16 protein-coding genes are annotated in these 20,968 nt (G+C 68.1%); 7 read left to right on the top strand and 9 right to left on the bottom strand.

The annotated features are described in order from the left end of the window. The first annotated feature begins 41 nt into the window (after positions 1–41). The 5 genes from DB31_RS41230 (at position 42) to DB31_RS41250 (ending at position 6,095) form a co-directional block, all read left to right on the top strand. Entirely contained in the window at positions 42–392 is a 351-nt protein-coding gene (locus DB31_RS41230) for a hypothetical protein (RefSeq protein ID WP_044198759.1), read from the top strand. Between the two features lie 91 nt (positions 393–483). Further along, positions 484–1,263, top strand: a complete 780-nt coding sequence (locus DB31_RS41235; protein ID WP_044198761.1) for a lipoprotein — start codon at positions 484–486, stop codon at positions 1,261–1,263. Between the two features lie 60 nt (positions 1,264–1,323). Next, positions 1,324–2,040 carry an HAD family hydrolase gene (locus tag DB31_RS41240; RefSeq protein ID WP_044198762.1) on the top strand — a complete coding sequence of 239 codons (717 nt, stop codon included), beginning with the start codon at positions 1,324–1,326 and terminating at the stop codon, positions 2,038–2,040. A 115-nt stretch (positions 2,041–2,155) separates the two neighbouring features. Beyond that, positions 2,156–3,133 carry a lipid kinase gene (locus tag DB31_RS41245; RefSeq protein ID WP_240487210.1) on the top strand — a complete coding sequence of 326 codons (978 nt, stop codon included), beginning with the start codon at positions 2,156–2,158 and terminating at the stop codon, positions 3,131–3,133. Between the two features lie 94 nt (positions 3,134–3,227). Next, on the top strand, positions 3,228–6,095 hold the full coding sequence (locus tag DB31_RS41250; protein WP_044198763.1) for a carboxypeptidase regulatory-like domain-containing protein: 2,868 nt from the start codon (positions 3,228–3,230) through the stop codon (positions 6,093–6,095). Between the two features lie 6 nt (positions 6,096–6,101). Here DB31_RS41250 and DB31_RS41255 read toward each other — a convergent pair whose 3' ends face one another. From DB31_RS41255 to hrcA, 5 genes are all read right to left on the bottom strand, one after another. Then, positions 6,102–7,994 carry a potassium transporter Kup gene (locus DB31_RS41255; protein ID WP_044198764.1) on the bottom strand — a complete coding sequence of 631 codons (1,893 nt, stop codon included), beginning with the start codon at positions 7,992–7,994 and terminating at the stop codon, positions 6,102–6,104. 565 nt (positions 7,995–8,559) lie between these two features. Continuing rightward, positions 8,560–9,048 carry a hypothetical protein gene (locus tag DB31_RS41265; protein WP_044198765.1) on the bottom strand — a complete coding sequence of 163 codons (489 nt, stop codon included), beginning with the start codon at positions 9,046–9,048 and terminating at the stop codon, positions 8,560–8,562. A 2-nt stretch (positions 9,049–9,050) separates the two neighbouring features. Then, the gene (locus DB31_RS48350) at positions 9,051–9,758 is read right to left on the bottom strand and encodes a hypothetical protein (RefSeq protein ID WP_240487211.1); all 708 of its coding nucleotides are present in this window, start codon (positions 9,756–9,758) and stop codon (positions 9,051–9,053) included. Between the two features lie 36 nt (positions 9,759–9,794). Then, the gene (locus tag DB31_RS45755; protein WP_052420655.1) at positions 9,795–10,832 is read right to left on the bottom strand and encodes a hypothetical protein; all 1,038 of its coding nucleotides are present in this window, start codon (positions 10,830–10,832) and stop codon (positions 9,795–9,797) included. Positions 10,833–11,374: 542 nt separating this feature from the next. Further along, positions 11,375–12,412, bottom strand: a complete 1,038-nt coding sequence (gene hrcA, locus DB31_RS41280; RefSeq protein WP_044198766.1) for a heat-inducible transcriptional repressor HrcA — start codon at positions 12,410–12,412, stop codon at positions 11,375–11,377. Positions 12,413–12,587: 175 nt separating this feature from the next. Between hrcA and DB31_RS41285 the strand changes: the two genes are divergently transcribed. Both DB31_RS41285 and yedA read left to right on the top strand, forming a co-directional pair. Further along, on the top strand, positions 12,588–13,064 hold the full coding sequence (locus DB31_RS41285) for a nuclear transport factor 2 family protein (protein ID WP_044198767.1): 477 nt from the start codon (positions 12,588–12,590) through the stop codon (positions 13,062–13,064). Positions 13,065–13,168: 104 nt separating this feature from the next. Beyond that, positions 13,169–14,137 carry a drug/metabolite exporter YedA gene (gene yedA / locus DB31_RS41290; RefSeq protein ID WP_044198768.1) on the top strand — a complete coding sequence of 323 codons (969 nt, stop codon included), beginning with the start codon at positions 13,169–13,171 and terminating at the stop codon, positions 14,135–14,137. A gap of 24 nt (positions 14,138–14,161) precedes the next feature. On the opposite strand, the gene DB31_RS41295 is transcribed toward yedA, so the two are convergent. From DB31_RS41295 to DB31_RS41310, 4 genes are all read right to left on the bottom strand, one after another. Beyond that, positions 14,162–14,986 carry a cyanophycinase gene (locus DB31_RS41295; RefSeq protein ID WP_044198769.1) on the bottom strand — a complete coding sequence of 275 codons (825 nt, stop codon included), beginning with the start codon at positions 14,984–14,986 and terminating at the stop codon, positions 14,162–14,164. Beyond that, positions 14,983–16,098 carry an amidohydrolase family protein gene (locus DB31_RS41300; protein ID WP_044198770.1) on the bottom strand — a complete coding sequence of 372 codons (1,116 nt, stop codon included), beginning with the start codon at positions 16,096–16,098 and terminating at the stop codon, positions 14,983–14,985. Before DB31_RS41300 ends, DB31_RS41295 begins: the two co-directional genes overlap by 4 nt. Before the next feature lie 11 nt (positions 16,099–16,109). Next, on the bottom strand, positions 16,110–18,761 hold the full coding sequence (gene cphA, locus DB31_RS41305; protein ID WP_044198772.1) for a cyanophycin synthetase: 2,652 nt from the start codon (positions 18,759–18,761) through the stop codon (positions 16,110–16,112). A 131-nt stretch (positions 18,762–18,892) separates the two neighbouring features. Beyond that, positions 18,893–20,881: a hybrid sensor histidine kinase/response regulator gene (locus tag DB31_RS41310; RefSeq protein WP_044198904.1), complete on the bottom strand. Its 1,989-nt coding sequence runs from the start codon at positions 20,879–20,881 to the stop codon at positions 18,893–18,895. Between the last annotated feature and the right edge of the window lie 87 nt (positions 20,882–20,968).

Raw genomic sequence — 20,968 nt, forward strand, 5'->3', positions numbered from 1 at the left:
TCCCACAGCTTCACAAGCCATCATTCCGGGAGGGAATACACATGAAGAAGGCCATTCTGTCCGCCGTTGCCGCGTCCAGCCTCGTCGCTTGCACCAGCGTCGAGAGCGCCGTTGTCTCGGGCGCCGAGATTGCCGCCAACGGTGGCGAGGCCGTTGCCGTGGTCCAGGCGAACGCCCTGGGCCTGACCGCCATCTTCCACATCGTCGACCTGGTCCAGAGCGACCTCGACACCGTGGTGAACAAGCTCCTGGTGGCCGAGGCCAAGGCCATGGGCGCTTCCAAGCTGGACCTGAAGGGCGCCGGCACGACCCCGCGTCACGGCCTGTACGCCCTGGCCGGCGGCATCATCGGCGTGACCCAGTCCTCCGCGGTGGGCGTCGCCGTCAAGTAAGCCCGTTCGCAGCAACGGACTGTTCAGAAGGCCCCCTGGCGACAGTGGGGCCTTCTTTCTTTTCCACCTCCTGCTTCCCCGGCCCCTCCGCATGCGCACCCGCCTCCTGCTCCTCACCCTGGCCGTCCTCGCGGGCTGCAGCAAGCAGCAGGACTCCACCCACCTCGTGAACGAGGTGAAGCAGCGCCTCTCCGAGCGCGATGCCCGGCTGAGGAGCTACCGGCTGGAGGGGCGCATGAGCGAGGTGGGCGCCGAGCCGTTGTCCTTCCGCTTCGCCTACCGCGCGCCGCAAAAGATGCTGGGCTCGCTGGGCGCCCCCTTCTCGCGCACCTTCTCGTGGGACGGCGAGCGCCTCTTCGAGCAGAGCGACGCGGACAAGCGCTTCACCACCTTCAAGAACGAGCTGGCCCCCGAGCAGCGCGCCGGCTTCCTCACGGAGACGTTCGCGCCCTTCTCCCCCGAGGGCTTCCGCGCCCCGCTGCTGCCCGTGGAGCTGAGCGCGAAGCGGGCCTCGCACCCGCGCGCTCCGGAGGCCGTGGAGGTGACGGGCAAGGTGGCGCAGTCACCCACGGAGAGCCTGCAGGTGACGTACACCCTGCGCTGGCCCACCCTGGACTTCCTCGGCCGCCAGGCCCGCCTGCCCGACGGCACGGTGATCGAGACCCGCGTGGAGGAGGAGCACTGCGACGAGGCGCTCAAGCTCTGCGTCCCCCAGAAGCTCACACGCTGGGTGAAGGGGGAGAAGGCCGGCGAGACGACGCTCTCGAAGGTCGAACTCAACCCCGCCCTGCCCAACGACACGTTCACCCTCGCTGCCCCCGAGGGTTACGACGTGCAGACGAAGACACTGGTGAACTCCGAGCAGAAGTAGCGCTCTGCCTTGCCTGCCGGGCCGCCCGTTCCCACCTTCCGTGGGCGGAGGTACGGCGGCATGGTGCAGAACGTCATCTTTGACGTGGATGGGACGCTGGTGGACTCGGTGGATGAGCATGCCGAGGCCTGGCGCAGGGCGTTTCTCGAGTTCGGCAGGGATGTGCCCTTCGCGCACGTGCGCAGCCAGATTGGCAAGGGCGCGGATCAGCTGATCCCCGTCTTCTTCAACGACGAGGAGCTGGAGCGCTTCGGCAAGGAGCTGGACACGTACCGCTCCGAGCTGTTCCTCAAGGACTTCCTCCCGAAGATCCGCTCCTTCCCCAAGGTGCGCGAGCTCTTCCAGCGGCTGCGCAAGGAGGGCGTCAAGGTGGCCCTGGCCTCCAGCGCCAAGGCGGAGGAGCTGAAGCACTACGTGAAGATCTGCCGCATCGAGGGCCTCTACGAGGAGGCCACCTCCAAGGACGATGCGGAGAAGAGCAAGCCGCACCCGGACATCTTCGAGGCGGCGATGAAGCGGCTCGGCAAGCCGGACGTGAACGCCACCGTGGTGGTGGGCGACACGCCCTATGACGCGCTGGCCGCTGGCAAGATCCACCTGCCCACCGTGGGCGTGCTGTGCGGGGGCTTCCCCGCGGATGACCTGCGCGCGGCAGGCTGCCGGGTGCTGCTGAAGGATCCGGCGGAGCTGCTCGCCCGCCTCGAGGCTTCTCCCCGCAACTGGCCCTGGGGCCAGGAGGGGCTGCCCGCGGTGCCCGAGGACGAGGAGTCTCGCTGAGAGAGGGCCCGGTAGGGAGGCATGCGGCCCTGCCTCCCCTGGGTCCCCTGTCCTCACTCGCCAAGCGTGCGCATCTTTGGCGCGGGAAGAGGAGGGAGCTTCACTGGAAACCGCTTTGATCGCGCCGCCGCGGCGCCGCGCCCTGGAAGAGGGGCCGGCCGTGCTGGTGGTGAACACCAAGTCTCGGACGGGCAAGGAGGCCTTCGAGGAGGCCCGGGCGGCGCTCACTGCTCGCGGTGTGCCGCTGCTCTCCACCCACGCGTTGTCCCAGCTCCGTCACCTGAAGAGGGTGCTGGATGAGGCGGTGTCCCAGGGCGCCCGGCGCATCCTGGTAGGCGGGGGCGATGGCACGGTGAGCTGTGCCGTGAGCCATCTGCTGGGCCGGGATGTGACGCTCGGGGTGGTGCCGCTCGGTACCGGCAACGACTTCGCGCGCTCGCTGGGCATTCCCGCCTCGGTGGAGGAGGCCTGCGACGTCATCGTCCAGGGCTATACGGCCCGGGTGGACGTGGGGCTGGCCAACGGGCGACCCTTCCTCAATGCGGCGAGCCTCGGGCTGGCCACGGCCATCGCCAAGCGGCTGACCCAGCGCCTCAAGCAGAAGATGGGCAAGCTTGCCTATCCCGTGGCTGCCGCCACGCAGCTGCTCGAGCACCAACCGTTCCACGTGCGGCTCAAGACCGACGAGCAGGCGCTGGAGCTGGATGTGCTGCAGCTCGTGGTGGGCAACGGGCGCTACCACGGTGCGGGCAACATGGTGGCGCCGGATGCGGCGCTCGATGATCGCCGCCTGCACGTGTACGCCATCACCGCGCCCTCGGCGGACTCGGGGCGCGAGGGCACCGGGCTGGGACAGCTCGCGGATGTGGCCACGCTGGCGCGTGTGGCGCTATCGCTGCGCAGCGGCCATCACGTGGATCACCCGGCGGTGACGTACCTGCGGACCTCGCGGCTCGAGGTGGATGCCGAGCCCGTCCAGGAGGTGAACGCGGACGGCGAGCTCATCGGCCATACACCGATGCGCTTCGAGGTCGTCCCCTCCGCACTCCGCGTGTACGCGCCCGCGCTCGTGCCGGAAACGCCGGCGCACTGAAAGGGCGCACTTCCATTTCGAGGTTCGGCCTTCTCGGCCTACGCTCTGGCTCCAACCGGTCCCCCACCGGCCGCAGCCTGGAGAGTGAAGCGCCGTGTCCAACCGTTCTCGCTCCCCCCTCGTCCTCGCGCTCATCCTGGGGATTGTGGCCGCGCTGCTGCTCTGGTGGCGACCCAAGCACGCTGCTGACGCCCCAGAGGCGCATGCGTCCGCCCCCAGCGCCTCGGTCCCCTCCTCTTCTGGAAGCTCCCGCGCCTCCGGCTCCTCGGCCCCGGGCGCCACACAGCCCCTGGAGACTCCAGCGGCTCCCTCGGAGGGTGCCTTCCGCGTGCGCGTGGTGGCCTCGAACCAGCCAGTCACAGGGGCTCGCGTCCAGACCTACCTGCGCGAGGCGGAGGATGGAACGGGACAGCCGGCCTGGCGCCGGGCGAGCGAAGGAACCACGGGCCAAGACGGCTCGGTGCGGCTGCCCGCGTCTCCCGGCGTCTATCTGATCAGCGCCTCCGCGCAGGGCCATGCCGCCGCGCGCCGGGAGGTGGCCCGGCCGTCGGGCGAGGCGGAGACGCTCGTGGAGCTCACGCTCCCAGCAGGGGCAGAGCTTCGGGGAAGAGTCATTGCCGCGGGCCGAGGCGAGCCCGTGCCGCTCGCGGAGCTCTCCCTCCATCCTTATATGGAGGCTGTGTGGGCCGGCTCTCAGGCCGTGACGCTTCCAGAAGAAACGGCGCTCGTCACGAGCGATCCCCAGGGCCGCTTCACCTTCTCCGGTCTGGCACCGGGCCGCTACGCGCTCACGGCTTCGGCGGTGGGGTTCAGCAAGCGCTCGATGCGCATCGTGACGGTGCCCTCGCCGGGTGAGCTGGAGGTCCAGCTGTGGGCCTCGAGCTTCCTCGAGGGCTTCGTGGTGGGCGAGGACGGTCAGCCCGTCACGGGCGCGGAGGTGCTGGCCCAGGGTGGCCACACGGTCCCTCGCACCACCACGGGCTCCGGGGGCGGCTTCTCGCTGGAGGTGTCCAACGGCACCTATGTCCTGGCGGCCCGGCAGGGAGAGCGCCTGGGGCGCCTCCCCCACGTCCTCCAGGTGGCCCCCGGCGAGACGTTGAAGGACCTGCGCATCACCCTGGGAGCTCGAAGTGGCCTGCTGGGAACGGTGACGGCCACACCAGAGGGAACCCCCGTGGCAGGTGCACGGCTGACAGCCAGTCCCTCGAATCAGGCGGGCGAAGTGGGCTCGGCCACCACGGGCTCGGATGGGCGGTACTCGCTGGAACTGCCACCGGGTGACTATGACGTGGTGGTGGTGGCTCCGGGCCGCACGAGCGCGCTGCGCGAGGCGCTCGTCATCGCTCCAAGCCAACAGCTCACGGTGGACTTCCAGCTAGACGGAACCGGCGTGGTGGAGGGCCGGGTGACCGACCTGGAGGCCCGGCCCATCGCGGGAGCCTACGTGAAGGCTTCTCGGATGCGCGGCCTCTCGGGGCTGGAGCGCTCCACCCGCACGGACGCGAATGGGTCATACCGGCTCGAAGGGCTGGAGCTGGGCGCGACGGTGGTGGCGGCCCGGCGAGAGCAGACCGAGCACTGGATAAAGAAACCTGCGGACGTGAAGCCGAGCTCGGCGGCACAGGTGGACTTCTCCCTGGCGGAGACGGGCATCGTGCAGGGACAGGTCCGGCAGGCCTCCGGCGCTCCTCTGACGCAGCCCGCGCTGGTGCGCGCCGAGTCCAAGAGCGGCAGCTTCGGGGAGTTCACCTATACGGACACGGACGCGGAGGGCCGCTACCAGCTCGAGCTGCCCGCGGGCGTCTACCGCCTCGTGGCGGTGAACCCGGGCGCCCGCTACGTCTTCTCGCACGAGGACGACCTGTCGGTGACGGTGCCCGTGGGTGCGGCGGTGGTACAGGACCTGTCGCTTTCGGATGATCAGGGCGTGCGGGGCACGGTGTTGGAGCCCTCTGGCGCCCCGAGCCCCTACGCCACGACAGTTGCGATCCAGCGCGGAGACTTCGCCATGGCCCTTCCCGTCGAAGCCGACGAGGAAGGCCACTTCATCTTCCCACCACGCGGGCCCAACGCGGCTCCGCTGGACCTGATCGCGCACAACGCGGGCCGGGTGGGCGAGCTGTCTGGAGCCCGCGAAGACACCGAGGTCACCGTCCACCTGCGCCCGGCGGCCACGCTCCGAGGCCGGGTGGTGGCTCGCAGCGGAGCGGCGCCCACGGGCTTCTCGCTCCAGCTGCTCCAGGCGGATGGCTCGGTGCTGCCGTGGCTGGAGCGCGGCAACCCGGAGCGCACCTTCTCAGGCACCACCTTCGCGCTGTACGACGCCCCGGCCCTGCCCCTGCGCGTGAGCGTTCGCACCACGGACGGGCGCACGGGCGAGGCACAGGTGACGCTATCGCCCGGCCAGAGCACGGAGCTCGAAGTGCCGCTCACGGGCGGCTCCGCCTCCATCACCGGGCGCGCGGTGTGGAGCGGCAGCAACACCCCGGCCGAGGGCGTCTCCATCTACCTGGACAAGCAGCTCTCCGGGAGCAGCGACGCCCAGACCGGGCCGGACGGACGCTTCCTCTTAAAGGATGTGAAGCCCGGACCGCACACCGTGCGGGCGTGGGCCTCGGCGGATGGCCAGCCGGTGACGCGAACGGTGAAGACGGCCTCGGGTGAGGCGGTGGACCTGGGAGACGTTCTGGTGACGGCGCGCAAGACCGCGTCCGGGACCATCGGCGCGAGCTTCAGCGAGGAGCGCGGCTGGGTGTCCGTGGCGTGGGTGAAGGCGGATGGCCCGGCAGCCCATGCCGGAGTGCGCGTGGGAGACCGGCTGCTGGCGGTGGATGGACTGGTGATTCGCAGCCGGCAGGAGGCCGAGCAGCGCACGAAGGGCGCCCCAGGCTCCCCTGTGCAGCTCCGCCTCCAACGCTCGGATGGGCAGGAGCAGCAGCTCCAGCTCACCCGAGCGGACTGAGCGCGGCTACAGCTCCACCTGCGCGCCCAGCTCCACCACGCGGTTGGGCGGAATCCGGAAGAACGCCGTGGCCGTGCGCGCGTTGCGGCTCATCCACGCGAACAGGTGCTCGCGCCACCGCGCCATCCCCGGCTGCTTCGTGGGAATCAGGGTCTCCCTCCCGAGGAAGAACGAGGTGCTCATCAACTGGAACTGCAGGCCCTGCTCCCGGCCCCGCTTGAGAATGTCCGGAACGTTCGGGCTGTCCATGAAGCCGTAGCGGGCGATGACTCGAATGAAGCCCTGCTCCAGCTTCTCCACCTCCACCCGCTCCTCCGGAGGCACGTGCGGCACATCCTCGAAGAGGATGGTCAACAGCACCACCTGCTCGTGCAGCACTTTGTTGTGCTTCAGGTTGTGCAAGAGCGCGGACGGCGTGCCCTCCGGGTGGCTCGTCATGAACACCGCCGTGCCCGGCACGCGCAGCGGCGGGTGCGCGCCCTGGAGGCTCTCCAGCAGGTCCTTCAGGTCCATGCTGGCCGCGCGCATCTTGGCCCCCAGAATCTCGCGCCCGCGCTTCCACGTCGTCATCAGCGTGAAGATGCTCACCGCGAGCACCAAGGGGAACCACCCGCCCTCGGCGACCTTCACCGCGTTGGCGCCGAAGAAGGCCAGGTCCACCACGAAGAACACCCCTGCCATGGGCAGGGCCAGCGCCCGCCGCACGCCCCAGCGCTCCCGCGCCACCACATAGGTGAGCATCGTGGTGATGCCCATGGTCCCCGTCACCGCGATGCCGTAGGCCCCCGCCAGCGCGTTGGCGGAGCGGAAGCCCAGCACCAACACCACCACGCCCACCATCAGCGCCCAGTTGAGCCCGGGCAGGAAGATCTGCCCCTTCTCCTCGGCCGAGGTGTGCACCACCTCCATGCGCGGGCAGTAGCCCAACAGCATCGCCTGCCGCGTGAGCGAGAAGGCGCCGGAGATGAGCGCCTGGGAGGCAATGACCGCGGCCACCGTGGCCAGCGCCACCAGCGGGTAGAGCCCCCATTTGGGGGCCAGCAGGAAGAAGGGATTGCGCGCCGCCTCCGGATCCCTCAGCAGCAGCGCCCCCTGCCCCAGGTAGTTGAGCATCAGCGCCGGCAGCACGAGCGCGAACCACGCCAGCCGGATGGGCCGGCGGCCGAAATGGCCCATGTCCGCGTAGAGCGCCTCGCCGCCCGTCACCACCAGGAAGACGGCGCCCAGCACCAGGTACCCCTGGAGCCCGTTCTCGCTCAGGAAGCGGACGCCGTGCAGCGGAGACAATGCCCACAGCACGGACGGGTTGATCACCAACTCCTTCACCCCGAGCACGGCAATCACCACGAACCACAGGCACATGACGGGCCCGAACACGATGCCGATGCCGCCGGTGCCATGCCGCTGCACCAGGAAGAGCGCCACGATGATGATCAGCGCGATGGGGAGGATGAAGGGCTCGAAGAACGGGGCGGCCACCGTGAGGCCCTCCACCGCGCCCAGCACGGACACGGCCGGAGTGATGAGCCCATCCCCGTACAGCAGCGCCGCGCCGAACAGGCCCAGCATCCACAGCAGCGGCCGGCCCGGGCGAGGCTCCTTCATGCCCTGGGGCCGGTGCATCACCAGCGCCATGAGCGCCAGGATGCCACCCTCGCCGCGATTGTCCGCGCGCATGACGAACAGCAGGTACTTCACCGAGATGATGACGAAGAGCGCCCAGAAGATGAGCGACAGCACGCCCAGCACATGCGCGTGGGTGGGGGGGATACCGTGGGTCCCCGTGAAGCACTCGCGCAGCGCGTACAGGGGGCTCGTGCCGATGTCCCCGTAGACGATGCCCAACGCCCCCAGGGCCAACATGGCCAGCTTGCGGGGGCTGTCGGGGGTCGGATTCATGGGCCCCGCTTAGGCCCGCCCGAGCCCCCTCCGCAACACTTCCGTGGCCTGCAGCTCTGGCACAGTTCAGTGGTGACAATGCCCACAGCACTTCAGCAGCGCTCCAAGACGTGCTCGAAGAACCGAGCTGAGGTTTCCCAATGGCTGCGGACCTGCCACCTGACCCGCGCTTCTTCGTGCTTGAGGCGGATGTGTGGGGGCCTCACGACACTCAGTTCGATAAGGCTGGGCCTGTCAACCGAGGAGACCCGCCCCCATGCCCGCAGTGCGGCAAGACCAGAGGGATGCTGACATGGCTGCCACCCTACCGCGCCGAGTTGGAATTGTACGGCCGGGGCCTCGGCGACTTCGTCAGGGGCCACGGTGATGAGGTACTCGTCTCAGAGCACATGGCGGAGACGTTTCGCATGGAAGGGCTGACCCGACTCCTCGGCCTTCACCCCGTCGAGGTGGTGCGTGTGCGGAGGAAGCGCAAGGGCCCCCTTCCGGGTGCCTTGCCCCGCTCCCGCCGCCTCCAGGGAGCCCTCGCGCGTCGGACACTGGCCGCTGGGCCCGTGTGCCCGCTCTAATTCGGCGGTGTGATGCCTGCTGCTGCCGCTACCGCGCGCGAGTGGGCTATGCCTTGCATCCCTTCTCTACGTAGGTAGTGACTCTTGCGGATGTGCTTTAGCATCTCCTCTACTTCCTCAAGCATGGCGAACGCTTGGCGGGCTCGCACTGGGAAGCGGGGCAACGATTGGACAAAGAGGCACGCCACATGGATCCGGTGGGTAATGTCCGCGTAGCCGAGCCGCTCGCAGCGCCTTAAGAGCGCTCCGAATTCGTCCCACTCCGCACCCTCGCCGTAAGCCTCGGTGATGATCAGTTTCGCCGTGATCTGCTGGAGGTGCAGCCGTTCGCGGCGCGTTCTCGCTTCGCGGATCAGATCCTTTTCTTGTGCCAACACGGCCCGCTTCAGCTCTGCATACGGCGCTTTCGCCTTGTAGAGCTTGACCAGGAGTTCATCGCGACGATCTGCAACGCTCTGCCACCAATCCTTGCGCGTAGTCCGCACCGTCAACCTCCTGGGCAAGGGTGGTCGTTTGCTTGATCCGGCCACTGTCCATCACGCATGCAGAGATCCATGCATGACTGACACTGGCTCTCTCCCCACACGCGGCGCTGTTTCTCTCCTGCGAAGAACTCTTTGCATGCCACGTAGTGATCCCTACAGGTCTGGCGCCAGCGCTGCTTTTCCTCTGGCGAGGGAATCGGCGGGGAAACCGGCTCCGGGCTTCCCTTGGGGTCGGGTTGTTTCTTGAGGTTGGGCTTTCGATTCGCCGAGGGCCTCGCACGTTCACGGGATGCCCTCTGCTCGTACGCATCCAACCCCTCTTTGACGGCAATCGCCACCATCACGGTGCCAATAACAATCACCGCTCCAGCTACGATTGCTGGCGACGCAAAGACGCAGAGCCCTACGCCCATCGTCGCGGCAGCCGCACCCGCAGAGGCGACAGCGCATTTTCCTGTAACATCGCGGAACTTGACCCTGTCATGGTCGAGAACGTGAAAGCACTGCTCCGCCAGGACAGGCCATTCGTTGGAGGCTTCTCGCACCACGCAATGCCCGTCATCCGTCCAGGGGTACTGCGCCGCCCGCTGAAGGTTGGTGAGTCTCGGGCTCGGGTCCTCCACCTCTCCCGGGACCGGATCCATCGTTGCGCAGGCCGAGAGAAGGAGCAGGTGCAGGAGTGCGTCGAAAGTTCGGAAACGCATGGCCATGTCCTTTCAAGTAAGCGAGGTGCGGCGGGTAAAGCGTCACCCGAAGAGCCATCCGAGCTCTCGCGCCGCGACAACCGTGCGGTTCTTCGGCTTGCGGGCCATTGCGCCAACCATCGTGGAGCGAACGTCTTCGACGGGCAGCAAGGGGGCAGCCCATTCCAGCGCCTCGTACTCCTCCGGCCGTTCCGGCGGTGTGTGCCCTGCCGGGACCCACTGATACAACTGGTAGCTGCGGTACCTGAGCAGCCGACACACCTCGTCACTGGTATCAGTCAGCTTGGCAATGAAGGCAGGGGTCATGCAGATGTTGGGCAAGGCCGTGTAGGCGTCTGCGTCCAGGCTGGCGGCATAGACATGATTGAACTGTGTATCCCGCCCGCGCCGGTTGAGGCCGTTGGCCCATAGGAAGGCGTCGGTGGGACTCTTGTTGTCGTCCAAGAGGACCCTTCGTCCTTCGTGCTCATCAATCTGGCCGACGCGCCTTGGATTGCGGATCGCCGGGAAGAGCGCCTTGCCTCCCGTCTGACGGACCGTCTGAGGGTGCGAGAAGAGGCTCAGCGAGGCGACCGCCTGTGCCACGGTTCGGTACTGCGAACTCGCGATGATCGCCTCAAGCGCTGTGTGACCGTCGAGACGAAAGTCTACGAGGGTCCGTGGACCCACGCGTGGCTCCAGGGCCTTGGGCTCGGTTCGTCGTGGGGGCCACGATTCAGAAGCGGCGGCAGCGGCAAGTAGAGGCGAGGCGGTACTTGGCTGCGATGGTGAAGTAGACGAGGGCGCAACCGTGCCGCTGCCCCGGAACCGGCGGTACCAAAGGACAGCGCTCTTATAGGAGGCAAGGTTGTTCCGGACGTTGCCGATGAACGGGAGCTTTGACGGATTCGGACGACCGCGACGCTGGTCCTCCGTCGAATAGGTCAGCTGCTCGATCAGGGTTTCCATCCGGTCACTGTCATAGTGGCCATCGAGCTCGCCGTAGTGCTCCTCAACTCGCGCGACGCGGTAGAGCTGGTTGTTGATCGTGCCATCGTCATAGCCCTGACTCCGCAACCAGTCCCTGTAATCGCGCCTCACGAACCCTCCACTACCTGAAACGGGCGGCCCAGGTGAGCCTGCCGCCGCCGACAAATCAAGGCCAGCCCCTCGCCTGTGGAGCGCGCATATGGGTCGCAGCGGTGCCCATCTGCATGCCCGCTCTGTTGGCCGATGCGGGAGGGGCATTGCATGTGCCCCCAGTGTGACCCTCCAGCGGGGAATTGAGCGGGACGAGATGGGACGAGACGGGGACGGAGCGAGGGAACGATGCGGTGTGAGCTCAAGTCGTTAGCTGGTAACAGCGAGACCTGCTTGGGTTTTGCTTCCGCCTTGATACGGGTTCGATTCCCGCCGCCTCCCTCCCGAGTGCGATCTTGGGAAGGAAGCGGCTTTCCCCTCTGGCAGTTCAGTCCTCTTCCGGAGCAGAGCCGGGAGCCGACAGGCGGCCAAGTCTCACCAGTGAGACTTTTGAAACGGCGGTGCATGGGCCCATCGTGTGCGGCGAAGACTCACACTTGTCGATTCAAGGGGTTGGCCGCATGTCCGACGCGCCCCTGCCCGCACGAGCCTCGAACTGACACTCAGCTCTGCTCCAGCACCCGCGAGAGCACCTGGGCGGTGAAGTTCACCAGGGGAATGATGCGCTGGTAGTTCATGCGCGTGGGGCCGATGACGCCCACCGTGCCGAGCACCGCCTCGCGGCTGCCGTACGGGCTGGCAATCACGGTCAGCTCGCCCGGCGCGGAGAACTCGCTCTCGGCGCCGATGAAGATCTGCATCTCCCGGGCGCGCTGCACCCGGTCCAGCAGCAACAGCAGCTTGTGCTTCTCGTCCAGCGTCCGGAACAGCGCGCGCATGCGCTCCACGTCCGCGAACTCGGGCTGCTCCAGGAACGAGCCCGTGCCTTCAATCCGCACGCGCCCGGACTCGGACGTCTGCAGATCCGTGGCGGCCGCGCCCAGCTTGAGCGCCTTGGCCGTCAGCGCGTTGTAGAGCGCCTGCTCCTGGTCCATCTCCTGGCGGATGCGCTCGCGGGCCTCCTCCAGCGGCACCTCGCGCAGCAGCTCCGAGAGGTAGTTGGACGCCTTGAGCAGCTCGTCCGAGGTGATGGGGAAGTCCACCGTGATGACCTTGTTCTGCACCTGGCCATTGGGCCCCACCAGCACCGCCAGCACCCGGTCCTCTCGCAGCCGGACGAACTCCACGCGGTAGAACACCGCGGCCTCCGGGCGCGGCGTGAGCACCACGCTGGCATGCCGGGTGAGCGAGTGCAGAATCCGGCTGGCCTCGTGGAGGATGTCCCCGAGGTTGCTCTCCTGGACGAGCCCCGCGTGAATGAGCTCACGATCCTTGGGTGCCGGATCCTTCAGGCGCACCATCGTGTCCACGTAGAACCGGTAGCCCCGGTCCGTGGGGACGCGGCCCGCGGAGGTGTGGGGCTTCTCCAGGAAGCCGAGCTCCTCCAGGTCCGCCAGCACGTTGCGCAGCGTGGCCGAGGAGACATCGAACTCGGCCTTGCGGCTCAAGTGCTGGCTGCCAACAGGGCCGCCCGTGGTGATGTACTCCTGCACGACCGCTCGCAGGACTTCCTTTTCGCGCTCGCCTAGCTCTTCCGACATCCGTTGATCACGCTCCAGGAATCCTCCAAAAGTCTAAGGAGGTCTCCAGGGCGGTTCAATCCCGGTTCGCAGGGCAGGCAGCCAGCCGCCCGGAGGACCTACAACAGGCCCCCTGCCCCTCCTCCGGGCTCTCCACGATTGAACACCCGGCGCAGGTGGCATGAGATGGGGGTCCATGTACGACGACGCCTTCGAGATCCGCCACATCGCGGAGTCCTTGCTGTACCGGTACGCCACGTGTCTGGACGACGGGCCGCTGGAGCACTGGCCCCGCTGCTTCACCGACACGGGCCAGTACCGGCTCATCCCCCGGGAGAACCTCGTGCAGAACGTGCCGGTGGCACTGATGCACTGCACCTCGCGCGGCCAGTTGGAGGAGTGCGTCACCACCCTGATGCGGACCCACGCCACGGTGCCGTACGCCTGCCGTCACCTGTACACGAACGTCCAGGTGGAGCTGCCCCGAGGGGGCCGCGCGCTCGTCCGGGCCAACTACGCCATCTACCACATGGTGGAAGAGGGCGAGGTGGACCTGCTCAGCATGGGCCGCGTGGAGGCTCGCGTGCTCCTGGAGCCCCAGCCCCTCTTCGAGCGCATGGACGTCATCTACGAGATGTGCCGGCTGTCCGGGCTGAAGATCTACCCGCTCTAGGGAGGCCGCACGCCTGCTGTGCTGGCCACGCCGGAGCGGCACTGTGCTCTAGGACAGGCGCACACATCGCACAGAAGGATCGGACACGTTAGAAGAGCCGCGCCGTGTCCTCGACCGCTCCCTCACTGACCGCCGCGCTCCACGCCGAGTCCACTCCTGCGGACCCGCGTAAGGGCTGGATCGTCTTCTGTCTCTTCGCGCTGTACGTCATCTGGGGCTCCACGTACCTGGCCATCCGCTGGACGCTCGTGGGCGGCTTCACCCCGCTGATGATGGGCGGCCTGCGCTTCACGGTGGCAGGCACCATCCTCTACGCGGTGTTGCGGCTGCGGGGCATGGCGGCGCCCACGCGGGAGCAGTGGAAGGCGGGGGCGTTCACCGGGCTGCTGCTGCTCGTCATCGGCAACGGGTGCGTGGCGTTCGCGCAGCAGTCGGTGCCCTCGGGCGTCGCGGCGCTGGTGGTGGGCAGCATGCCGCTGTGGGCGGCGCTCTTTGGCGGCCTCTCCGACGGCCAGTGGCCAGGCCGCGCCGAGCGCTGGGGCCTAGGGCTGGGTTTCTTCGGCATCGTCCTGCTGAACCAGGGCGGTGAGCTGGGCCACCAGGGGCTGCCCGTGCTCGCGCTCCTGTTCGCGCCGTTGAGCTGGGCGTACGGCTCCGTCTGGGGCCGGCGCAGCCCCTCCATGCCACCGGGGCTGATGACCACCGCGACGCAGATGATCTGCGCGGGGGTCATGCTGGTGGGGCTGAGCTTCGCCGTAGGCGAGCGGATGACGCACCTGCCCGATACCCGCGCCCTGCTCTCCTTCGTGTACCTCATTGGCTTCGGCTCGCTCGTGGCGTTCAGCGCGTATGGCTACCTGCTGCGCAACGCGCGCCCGGCGATCGCCACCAGCTACGCCTACGTGAACCCCCTGGTGGCGATGCTGCTCGGCCTGGGCCTGGGCGGCGAGACGCCGGGGCCCCATGCCTTCTTGGCCATGACGGCCATCCTCGCGGCGGTGGTGCTCATCACGCGCAAGGCCTCCAAGCCACGGCGCGCGGAAGCGGCGGCGACTGGCATCTCGACCTCCTGAGGCTTGAGCTCCAGTCCGAGTGCCTCACTGAACGATCTTGGGGGGCGCGATGGGCCTGCGCTCCGTCAGGCTGAAGCGATCGTCGCGGCCCAGCACGTGGACCCGCGCGTCGTGGATGGTGAAGATGCGCTCGGCCTTCTGCCGGTCGGAGAGGTTCGTGTAGCGGATGGTCGAGCCGTCGATGACGTACACCGCGCCCGAGCCCAGCACGACGAACTCCTCGTCATTCGTCACGTGGATGGCGGTGTCCTCATCGATGCCGATGCCCAGGTTGTGAGGGTTCTGCGCCACGGCGCCCATCAACCGCCCGAAGCGTCCGCGCTCGGCGAAGTGCGAATCCACCACGACACCTTCCAACAGCCCCAGTCCTGGAGCCATGGCCAGCGTGGCGAGGCACGACTTGTTGGTGGGACCACCGATCAGCATCGTCTCGGACATGGCCGCCGCGCCCGCCGAGGTGCCGACGATGGCGGTGCCGGACTTGTGCAGCGCGAGGATGCGCTCCAACAGCGGCGAGCCTCCAATCTGACTGGTGATGCGCAGCTGGTCGCCACCCGTGAAGAACATCACCGCGGCCTCCTCGACCTTCTGGAGGTTGGCGGGATCGTAGGCCTGCTCCCGCGTGCGGATGTCGAGCACCTCCAGCCGATTCGCGCCCAGCCGCCCGAAGGCCGCCCGGTAGGTCTCCTCCATGGCCTCAGGCTCCGAGGAGGCCACGGTGAGCAGGAGGATGTGGCCCTGGGTGCCCGCCTGCTTCGCCGCGTACGCGAGGATGGCACGGTCCTCATCGGACTCCTTCTGCTCGCTGCCGCCAATCACGAGAAGGTCGCCCGCGTGCTTCTTCCTCATACGCCCCCGTCTCCTTGCGCCACGACGATCTGTCCGTCCCCCACCCGGTGCTGGCCTCGCGTGAAGACGTGGAGCAGTTCCAGGGTGTCCTCCTTCATCACCAGAACATCTGCATCGGCCCCCAGGGCGAGCCGCCCTTTCCGGGGGAGCTTCAGGGCAGTCGCGGGGTTGCTCGTGAAGAAGGGCAGCACTCGATCGAGCGCGAAGCCATGCTCGCGCACAGTAGAAATCAGCTCTTCGAGCAGGCGGGCAGGCGACGCGCCCGCGGTGTGCGCATCCGAGGAGACGGTGAGCTGGCCCGGCGCGCCGCCGTGGTCCAGGTAGTAGCGGATCCACGGGCCCAGCCCTGGGTCCACCGTGTCCAGGTCCACGAAGGCACCCCGGCGAGCCAAGGCGATGGCGTCGTCCATGAGCGCCTCGGTCCGGTTGGCGTGGGTGACGTAGAGGGACTCCGGCAGCACCTCGTACCCATCCAGCAGCGCATGGAGCATCGCGAGCCGTGCGCGCCCAGGCCCCGCGTGGAAGTGCGTCACCCCCGCCTTGCCCGCCGTCCTCCCGCCCACCAGCGCCGAGGACACCAAGCGCGCCAGCTCGTCCACCGTGGGCTGGCTGGAGCGGACATCCGAGATGGCCACCTCGCCCACGCCGATCATGCAGTCGATGAAGGTCAGGTCATCTTCCACGGAGCCGGTGAGCGTGCGCGGCGGGAGATGAAAACCACCCGTATAAAGGAGGGCCGTCACGCCCTGCTCCGTGAGCTGCCGGGCCTTGCCGACCAGCGCGCCCAGGTGCCGCGTGGAGCTGTCCGTCCCCAAACACCCCACCACGGTGGTGATGCCCGCGAGCAGCAGCTGCTCCACCCGCACCTCCGGCATGCGGCTGGAGAACCCCTTCTCTCCCCCCGCACCGATGATGTGCTCGTGCGGATCCACCAGTCCGGGGATGACAAGACAGCCGCTCGCGTCCACCACCTCGAAGGGCAGCCCGAGCGCGGACAGCGCGGACTCCTCCACCGGCCCGAGCCGGGCGATCCGGTCCCCCACGAGCAGCAGGGACTGGACGCCGGCAGGCGCCGGAATGAGCAGGGTCCCGTTCCGGATGAGGGTGAGCATGGAGCCCGTCCCTACTCGAACACCCGCTCGACCGGGTTCTCGCACGCAGCGTCTTCATCCACCTCGGCCAGGGCCTCGAGGACCTCCAGCGCCTCGTGCACGATGTCGGCGATGATGACCATCCGATCCCCGGTGCGGGTCTGCTGGAAGGCGCGGAGGATGGCCTCGCGCTGATCCTTGGCGAAGTGGAAGGGCGTGCCCGGAGGCAGGCAGCTCTTCATCATCTGGGGAATCTCGAGCGCGGCGCGGTCCCGGCGGTCCTTCAAGTCATACAGCACGTACTCGTCCACGAAGGACAGCGTTTCCTGGAAGGTGGCCAGGATGTCTTCATCCCGCCTGTCTCCGGGGAGGCCAATGGCCATGAGGGTCCGCCGGCCCTCGGTGCGGGGCAGCGCCTCGCCCAGCGCCTTCATGGCGCCCACGTTGTGCCCGTAGTCCAGGATGACCTGCCGCTCCGCCAGCCCGAAGAGGTTGAAGCGGCCCGGCGTCGTCCTCATGTCGGTGCGGAAGGTCGTCAGGGCCCGGACGATGAGGGCCGGGTTGAGCCCCGAGGCCCATGCCGCAGCGGTGGCGGCCAGCGCGTTCTCGAGCTGGAAGCGGAGGGTGCCGCCCGCGGTGAACGTGACGCGCTCCAGCTCCACGAGCATCTGCCGGATGTGCCCCTGAGCCGTGACGATGATGTTGTTCTCCACGAAGACGCAGCTGCCGCCTTGGAGCATGTGCGCTTGGAGGATGGGGTTCTCCGGGCTGCGGCCGAAGTAGACGACCTTGCCCTTGGAAGCCGCGGCCATCTCCGCCACCCGTGGGTCATCCGCGTTGAGCACGGCGGCACCCTCCTCGGCTACGGACTCGACGACGACCTGCTTCACGCGGGCCAGCTGCTCCATCGTGTCGATGCCGCCGACGCCGAGATGATCCGAGCTGAGGTTGGTAACCACGCCTACGCTGCACCAGTCGAAGCCGAGCCCCTCGCGGAGGATGCCCCCGCGCGCCACCTCGAGCACGGCGGCCTCCACTCGGGGATGCAGCAGCACGGCTTGGGCGCTCTTGGGCCCGGAACAGTCTCCTTCGAGGATGCGCTCGCCCCGGATGTACGTGCCCTCGGTGCTGGTGAAGCCGACCCTGCGGCGCGCGGTCTCGAACATGTGCGCCACGAGCCGGACCACCGTCGTCTTCCCGTTGGTGCCCGTGACAGCGACGATGGGGATGCGCGACGGCGTGCCCGGTGGATACAACATGTCGATGATGGGGCCCCCCACGTCGCGCGGCACGCCGCTGGTGGGCTGGATGTGCATGCGCAGGCCTGGGGCCGCGTTCACCTCGACGATGGCTCCACCCTGCTCCGCCAGCGGGCGGCGGATGTCCTTGCACAGCAGGTCGATGCCCGCGATGTCCAGGTTCAGCATCTGCGCGGCGAGTTCGGCCAGGCGGGCGTTGCTCGGGTGCACCACGTCCGTGACATCGGCAGCGGTGCCTCCGGTGGACAGGTTGCAGTTCTGCCGCAGCTTCACGGCCTGCCCGGCCGCGGGCACGGAGTCCCCGGTGAACCCCTGCTGCTGGAGCACCACTTGGGCAGCATCATCCAGCCGGATGCGCGTCAGGCTGCTGCTGTGTCCCGGGCGGCGGCGCGGATCCCGGTTCGCCACCTCGACGAGCTGCGCGATGGTGCTCTTGCCATCGCCCATCACCTGGGCAGGGTCTCTGCGCGCGGCGGCCACCATCTTCCCGTCCACGACGAGCAGGCGGTAGTCATCACCTTCGATGTGGCGCTCGACCAGTACATCCCCGCGGTACTGAGAGGCCACCGCGTAGGCGGCGCGGACCTCGGCCTCCGAGCGCAGGTTGACCATCACGCCCTTGCCCTGATTTCCAGCCTCGGGCTTGAGGATGACGGGCAGGCCCAGATCCTGCGCCACATCCCAGGCCTCGTCGGCGGACTTCACGGTGCGGCCCTCGGGCACGGAGATGCCCACGGCGCGCAGGATGGTGTTGGTGAGCGGCTTCTCCTGGCAGATGTCCACGGCGATGGCGGACGTGTCCGACGTCTGCGAGGCCATGATGCGCTTCTGGTACACACCATAGCCGAGCTGCACGAGGCTCCCAGTGGGCGTGAGCCTCTTCACCGGGATGCGGCGCTTGCGCGCCGCGTCCACGATGGCCTTGGTGCTGGGCCCGAGCCGGTACTCATCCGCCAAGTCCTTCAGCCGCTCGATGGCCGCGGGCGCGTCGTAGGGCTCATCGAACATGGCGGCCAGCGTCATCTCGAGCGCCACCCGGAAGGCCTCGCGCGCGGGCTCCTCCTCCTGATACGCGACGACGACGGTGTAGACGCCGGGCTCGCCAGTGCCGCGGGCGCGGCCGTAGCCCACATCGAAGCCCATCTCGTTCTGGAGCGCGATGGTGACGTGCTCGGTGATGTGAGCCAGATAGGTGCCACGATGCAGGCGCTCGACGAAGCCCCCGGGGCGTCCGACACTGCACTCGTGCCGGTGCAAGCCCGGGAGCCATGACGTCAGGCGCTCGACAAAGCCGGGGAAGGAATTGCTCGGGCGCTCCTCCAAGGGGCCAATGTCGAGCTCGACGCGCAGCACTGTCTTGTACGCGTACAGGTTGGGCCCCCGCAGGGCCTGAATCTTTCGAACCGTGACGCCATGCGCTGTCATGGGCTGCCTGCTCCGTAGGTCTGCACCTAGGAGTAGGAATGCGTGCGAAACCCAGCAAGGCGCCCATGCCAGGCAGTGCAGCGTTCTGAATGAAGCGCGGCCCCCAGGTGAGCGGGGGCCCTCCTGAATGCTCAGCCCGCCGAAACTTGGGGCTCGGGAGAGTTGGCGTGAGCCACGGCTGGGGAGGCGCTCGCCTGCACCGCCTCGCGAGGCAGCCAGACATGGAAGGTCGAGCCCTCCCCCGCCACGCCCAGCGACTCCACCCAGATGCGTCCACCGTGCTGCTCGACGATGCCTTGGCTGATCGTCAATCCCAGCCCGAGCCCGCCGTACTTGGAGCCGTGCGCGCGGCCAAAGCGCTCGAAGATGAGCCCCTGCTTCTCCGGCGGCACGCCCACGCCCCGATCCTTCACCGTCAGGTGTACCCCGCCGCTCTCCTCCACCAGCCTCACCATCACCTCGCCGCCCTGGGGCGAGTAGCGGATGGCGTTGGACACCAGGTTCGTGAGCACCTGATCCAGGCGCCCGCGATCCCACAGGCCCTCCGCTTGCTCTGGCGCCTCCACCCGCAGCGGGTGCGCCTGCGAGAGCACGGCCATGCGGTCGCACGTCTCGCGCACCAGCCCGCCCAGATCGAAGCGCTCCAGTTCCAGCGAGAGGCGCCCGGCCTGGAGCCGGCTGATGTCCAGCAGCTCTTCGACCAGCTTCGTCATCCGGTCGATCTGCCGGTTGATGATGGTCAGCGACTTGCCGGGCCCCTGGTCCGCCGGCCCGCCCAGCTTGAGCATGGCCAGGTGGGCATGGCCCTTGGCCGCCGCCAGCGGGGTGCGCAGTTCGTGGCTGGCCGCGGCGAGGAAGGCATCCTTGGCCTCATTCGCCAGCCGCAGGGCCGCCTCCGCTCGCTGGCGCTCGGTGATGTCGCGGGCCACGGAGACGAAGCGCCCCTGGCCCTCGCCCGATGCCACGTACTGGAGCACCACCTCGACGGGCACCTCGGAGCCATCCCGCCGCCGGTGCGTGGTGGAGTACGTCTGGCTCGGCAGCGTGCCGCTCACCAGGGGCGCCAGCAGCTTGCGGAAGCCCTCCTCGTCGAAGGCGCTCTCCACCCGCAGCAAGCTGCTGCCCACCAGTTCCTCCACCGACGTGCCCAGCTGCCGGGCCGCGCCCGCGTTGGCGTAGGTGAGCGACAGTCGCTCGGCGTCGAACATGAGGACGCAGTCGAGCGTGGCATCCAGCGTGGCCTTGAAGCGAGCCAGCGCATCCTCCGCGCGCTTCTTGTCGTCAATGTCCGTCGCCACACAGATGAAGCCGGTGACCAGGCCCGCCTCATCCCGCTCGGGCGTGGCCCGCCCCAGGTGCCAGCGCCACGCGCCGTCCTTGTTCCGCATGCGGAACTCGAACTCCAGCCGCGTGCCCTTCTCCACCGCTTCCTTCCACTGGCTGACCATCAGCTCCCGGTCCGCTGGGTGGAAGTACTCCAGGAAGAACTGGGTGGTGATCTCATCGGTGGTCTGCCCGGTGTAGGTCCGCCACGCCTCATTGGCGTAGTAGAGCATCCCATCCCGGCGCGTGGCCCACATGGTCTCCGGCAGTGAGTCCAGCAGCCGCCGGTAGCGCAGCTCGCTCTGCCGCTCCAGCGCCTCGCGCTCCTTCTGGCGAAGCAGTGCGGCCTGACGCTGGAGCTGCTGTTCCTTGAGGAACAGGTCCACGAAGACGCTGACCTTGGAGCGGAGGATCTCCGGGTCGAACGGCTTGAGCAGGTAGTCCACCGCGCCGTGCGCGTAGCCCTTGAAGATGTGGGCCGCGTCCCGGCTGAGCGCGGTGAGGAAGATGATGGGGATGGTGCGGGTGCGCTCGCGCTGCTTGATGAGCGCCGCCGTCTGGAAGCCATCCAGCCCGGGCATCTGCACGTCCATGAGGATGACGGCAAAGTCCCTCTGCAGGAGGCACTTGAGGGCCTCCTCTCCGCTGGTGGCCTTCACCAGTTCCTGCCCCAGCGGCTCGAGGATGGCCTCGAGCGCCAACAGGTTGGACGGGTGATCGTCCACCATGAGGATGCTCGCGCGCTGACGCGGAGCAACCTCGGGGGCGCGATCGGGAGTGGCTTCAGTGGGAATCATGCTGAGCAAGCGGGTGCCCGGGGGTAAAAGGAAAGCTAGGTCCGCTGCCCTCCAAACAGAAGGGAGGAGGGAGCGAGACGTGCGCTA

Source organism: Hyalangium minutum, assembly GCF_000737315.1.
In the GTDB taxonomy this organism is placed as follows: Bacteria; Myxococcota; Myxococcia; order Myxococcales; family Myxococcaceae; genus Hyalangium; species Hyalangium minutum.

Excerpts from the sequence above, each read along its gene's own strand:
- DB31_RS41230 (WP_044198759.1), top strand. The coding sequence starts at position 42 with ATGAAGAAGGCCATTCTGTCCGCCGTTGCCGCGTCCAGCCTCGTCGCT.
- DB31_RS41235 (WP_044198761.1), top strand. The coding sequence starts at position 484 with ATGCGCACCCGCCTCCTGCTCCTCACCCTGGCCGTCCTCGCGGGCTGC.
- DB31_RS41240 (WP_044198762.1), top strand. The coding sequence starts at position 1,324 with ATGGTGCAGAACGTCATCTTTGACGTGGATGGGACGCTGGTGGACTCG.
- DB31_RS41255 (WP_044198764.1), bottom strand. The coding sequence starts at position 7,994 with ATGAATCCGACCCCCGACAGCCCCCGCAAGCTGGCCATGTTGGCCCTG.
- DB31_RS48350 (WP_240487211.1), bottom strand. The coding sequence starts at position 9,758 with ATGGCCATGCGTTTCCGAACTTTCGACGCACTCCTGCACCTGCTCCTT.
- hrcA (WP_044198766.1), bottom strand. The coding sequence starts at position 12,412 with ATGTCGGAAGAGCTAGGCGAGCGCGAAAAGGAAGTCCTGCGAGCGGTC.
- DB31_RS41285 (WP_044198767.1), top strand. The coding sequence starts at position 12,588 with ATGTACGACGACGCCTTCGAGATCCGCCACATCGCGGAGTCCTTGCTG.
- DB31_RS41295 (WP_044198769.1), bottom strand. The coding sequence starts at position 14,986 with ATGAGGAAGAAGCACGCGGGCGACCTTCTCGTGATTGGCGGCAGCGAG.
- DB31_RS41300 (WP_044198770.1), bottom strand. The coding sequence starts at position 16,098 with ATGCTCACCCTCATCCGGAACGGGACCCTGCTCATTCCGGCGCCTGCC.
- cphA (WP_044198772.1), bottom strand. The coding sequence starts at position 18,761 with ATGACAGCGCATGGCGTCACGGTTCGAAAGATTCAGGCCCTGCGGGGG.
- DB31_RS41310 (WP_044198904.1), bottom strand. The coding sequence starts at position 20,881 with ATGATTCCCACTGAAGCCACTCCCGATCGCGCCCCCGAGGTTGCTCCG.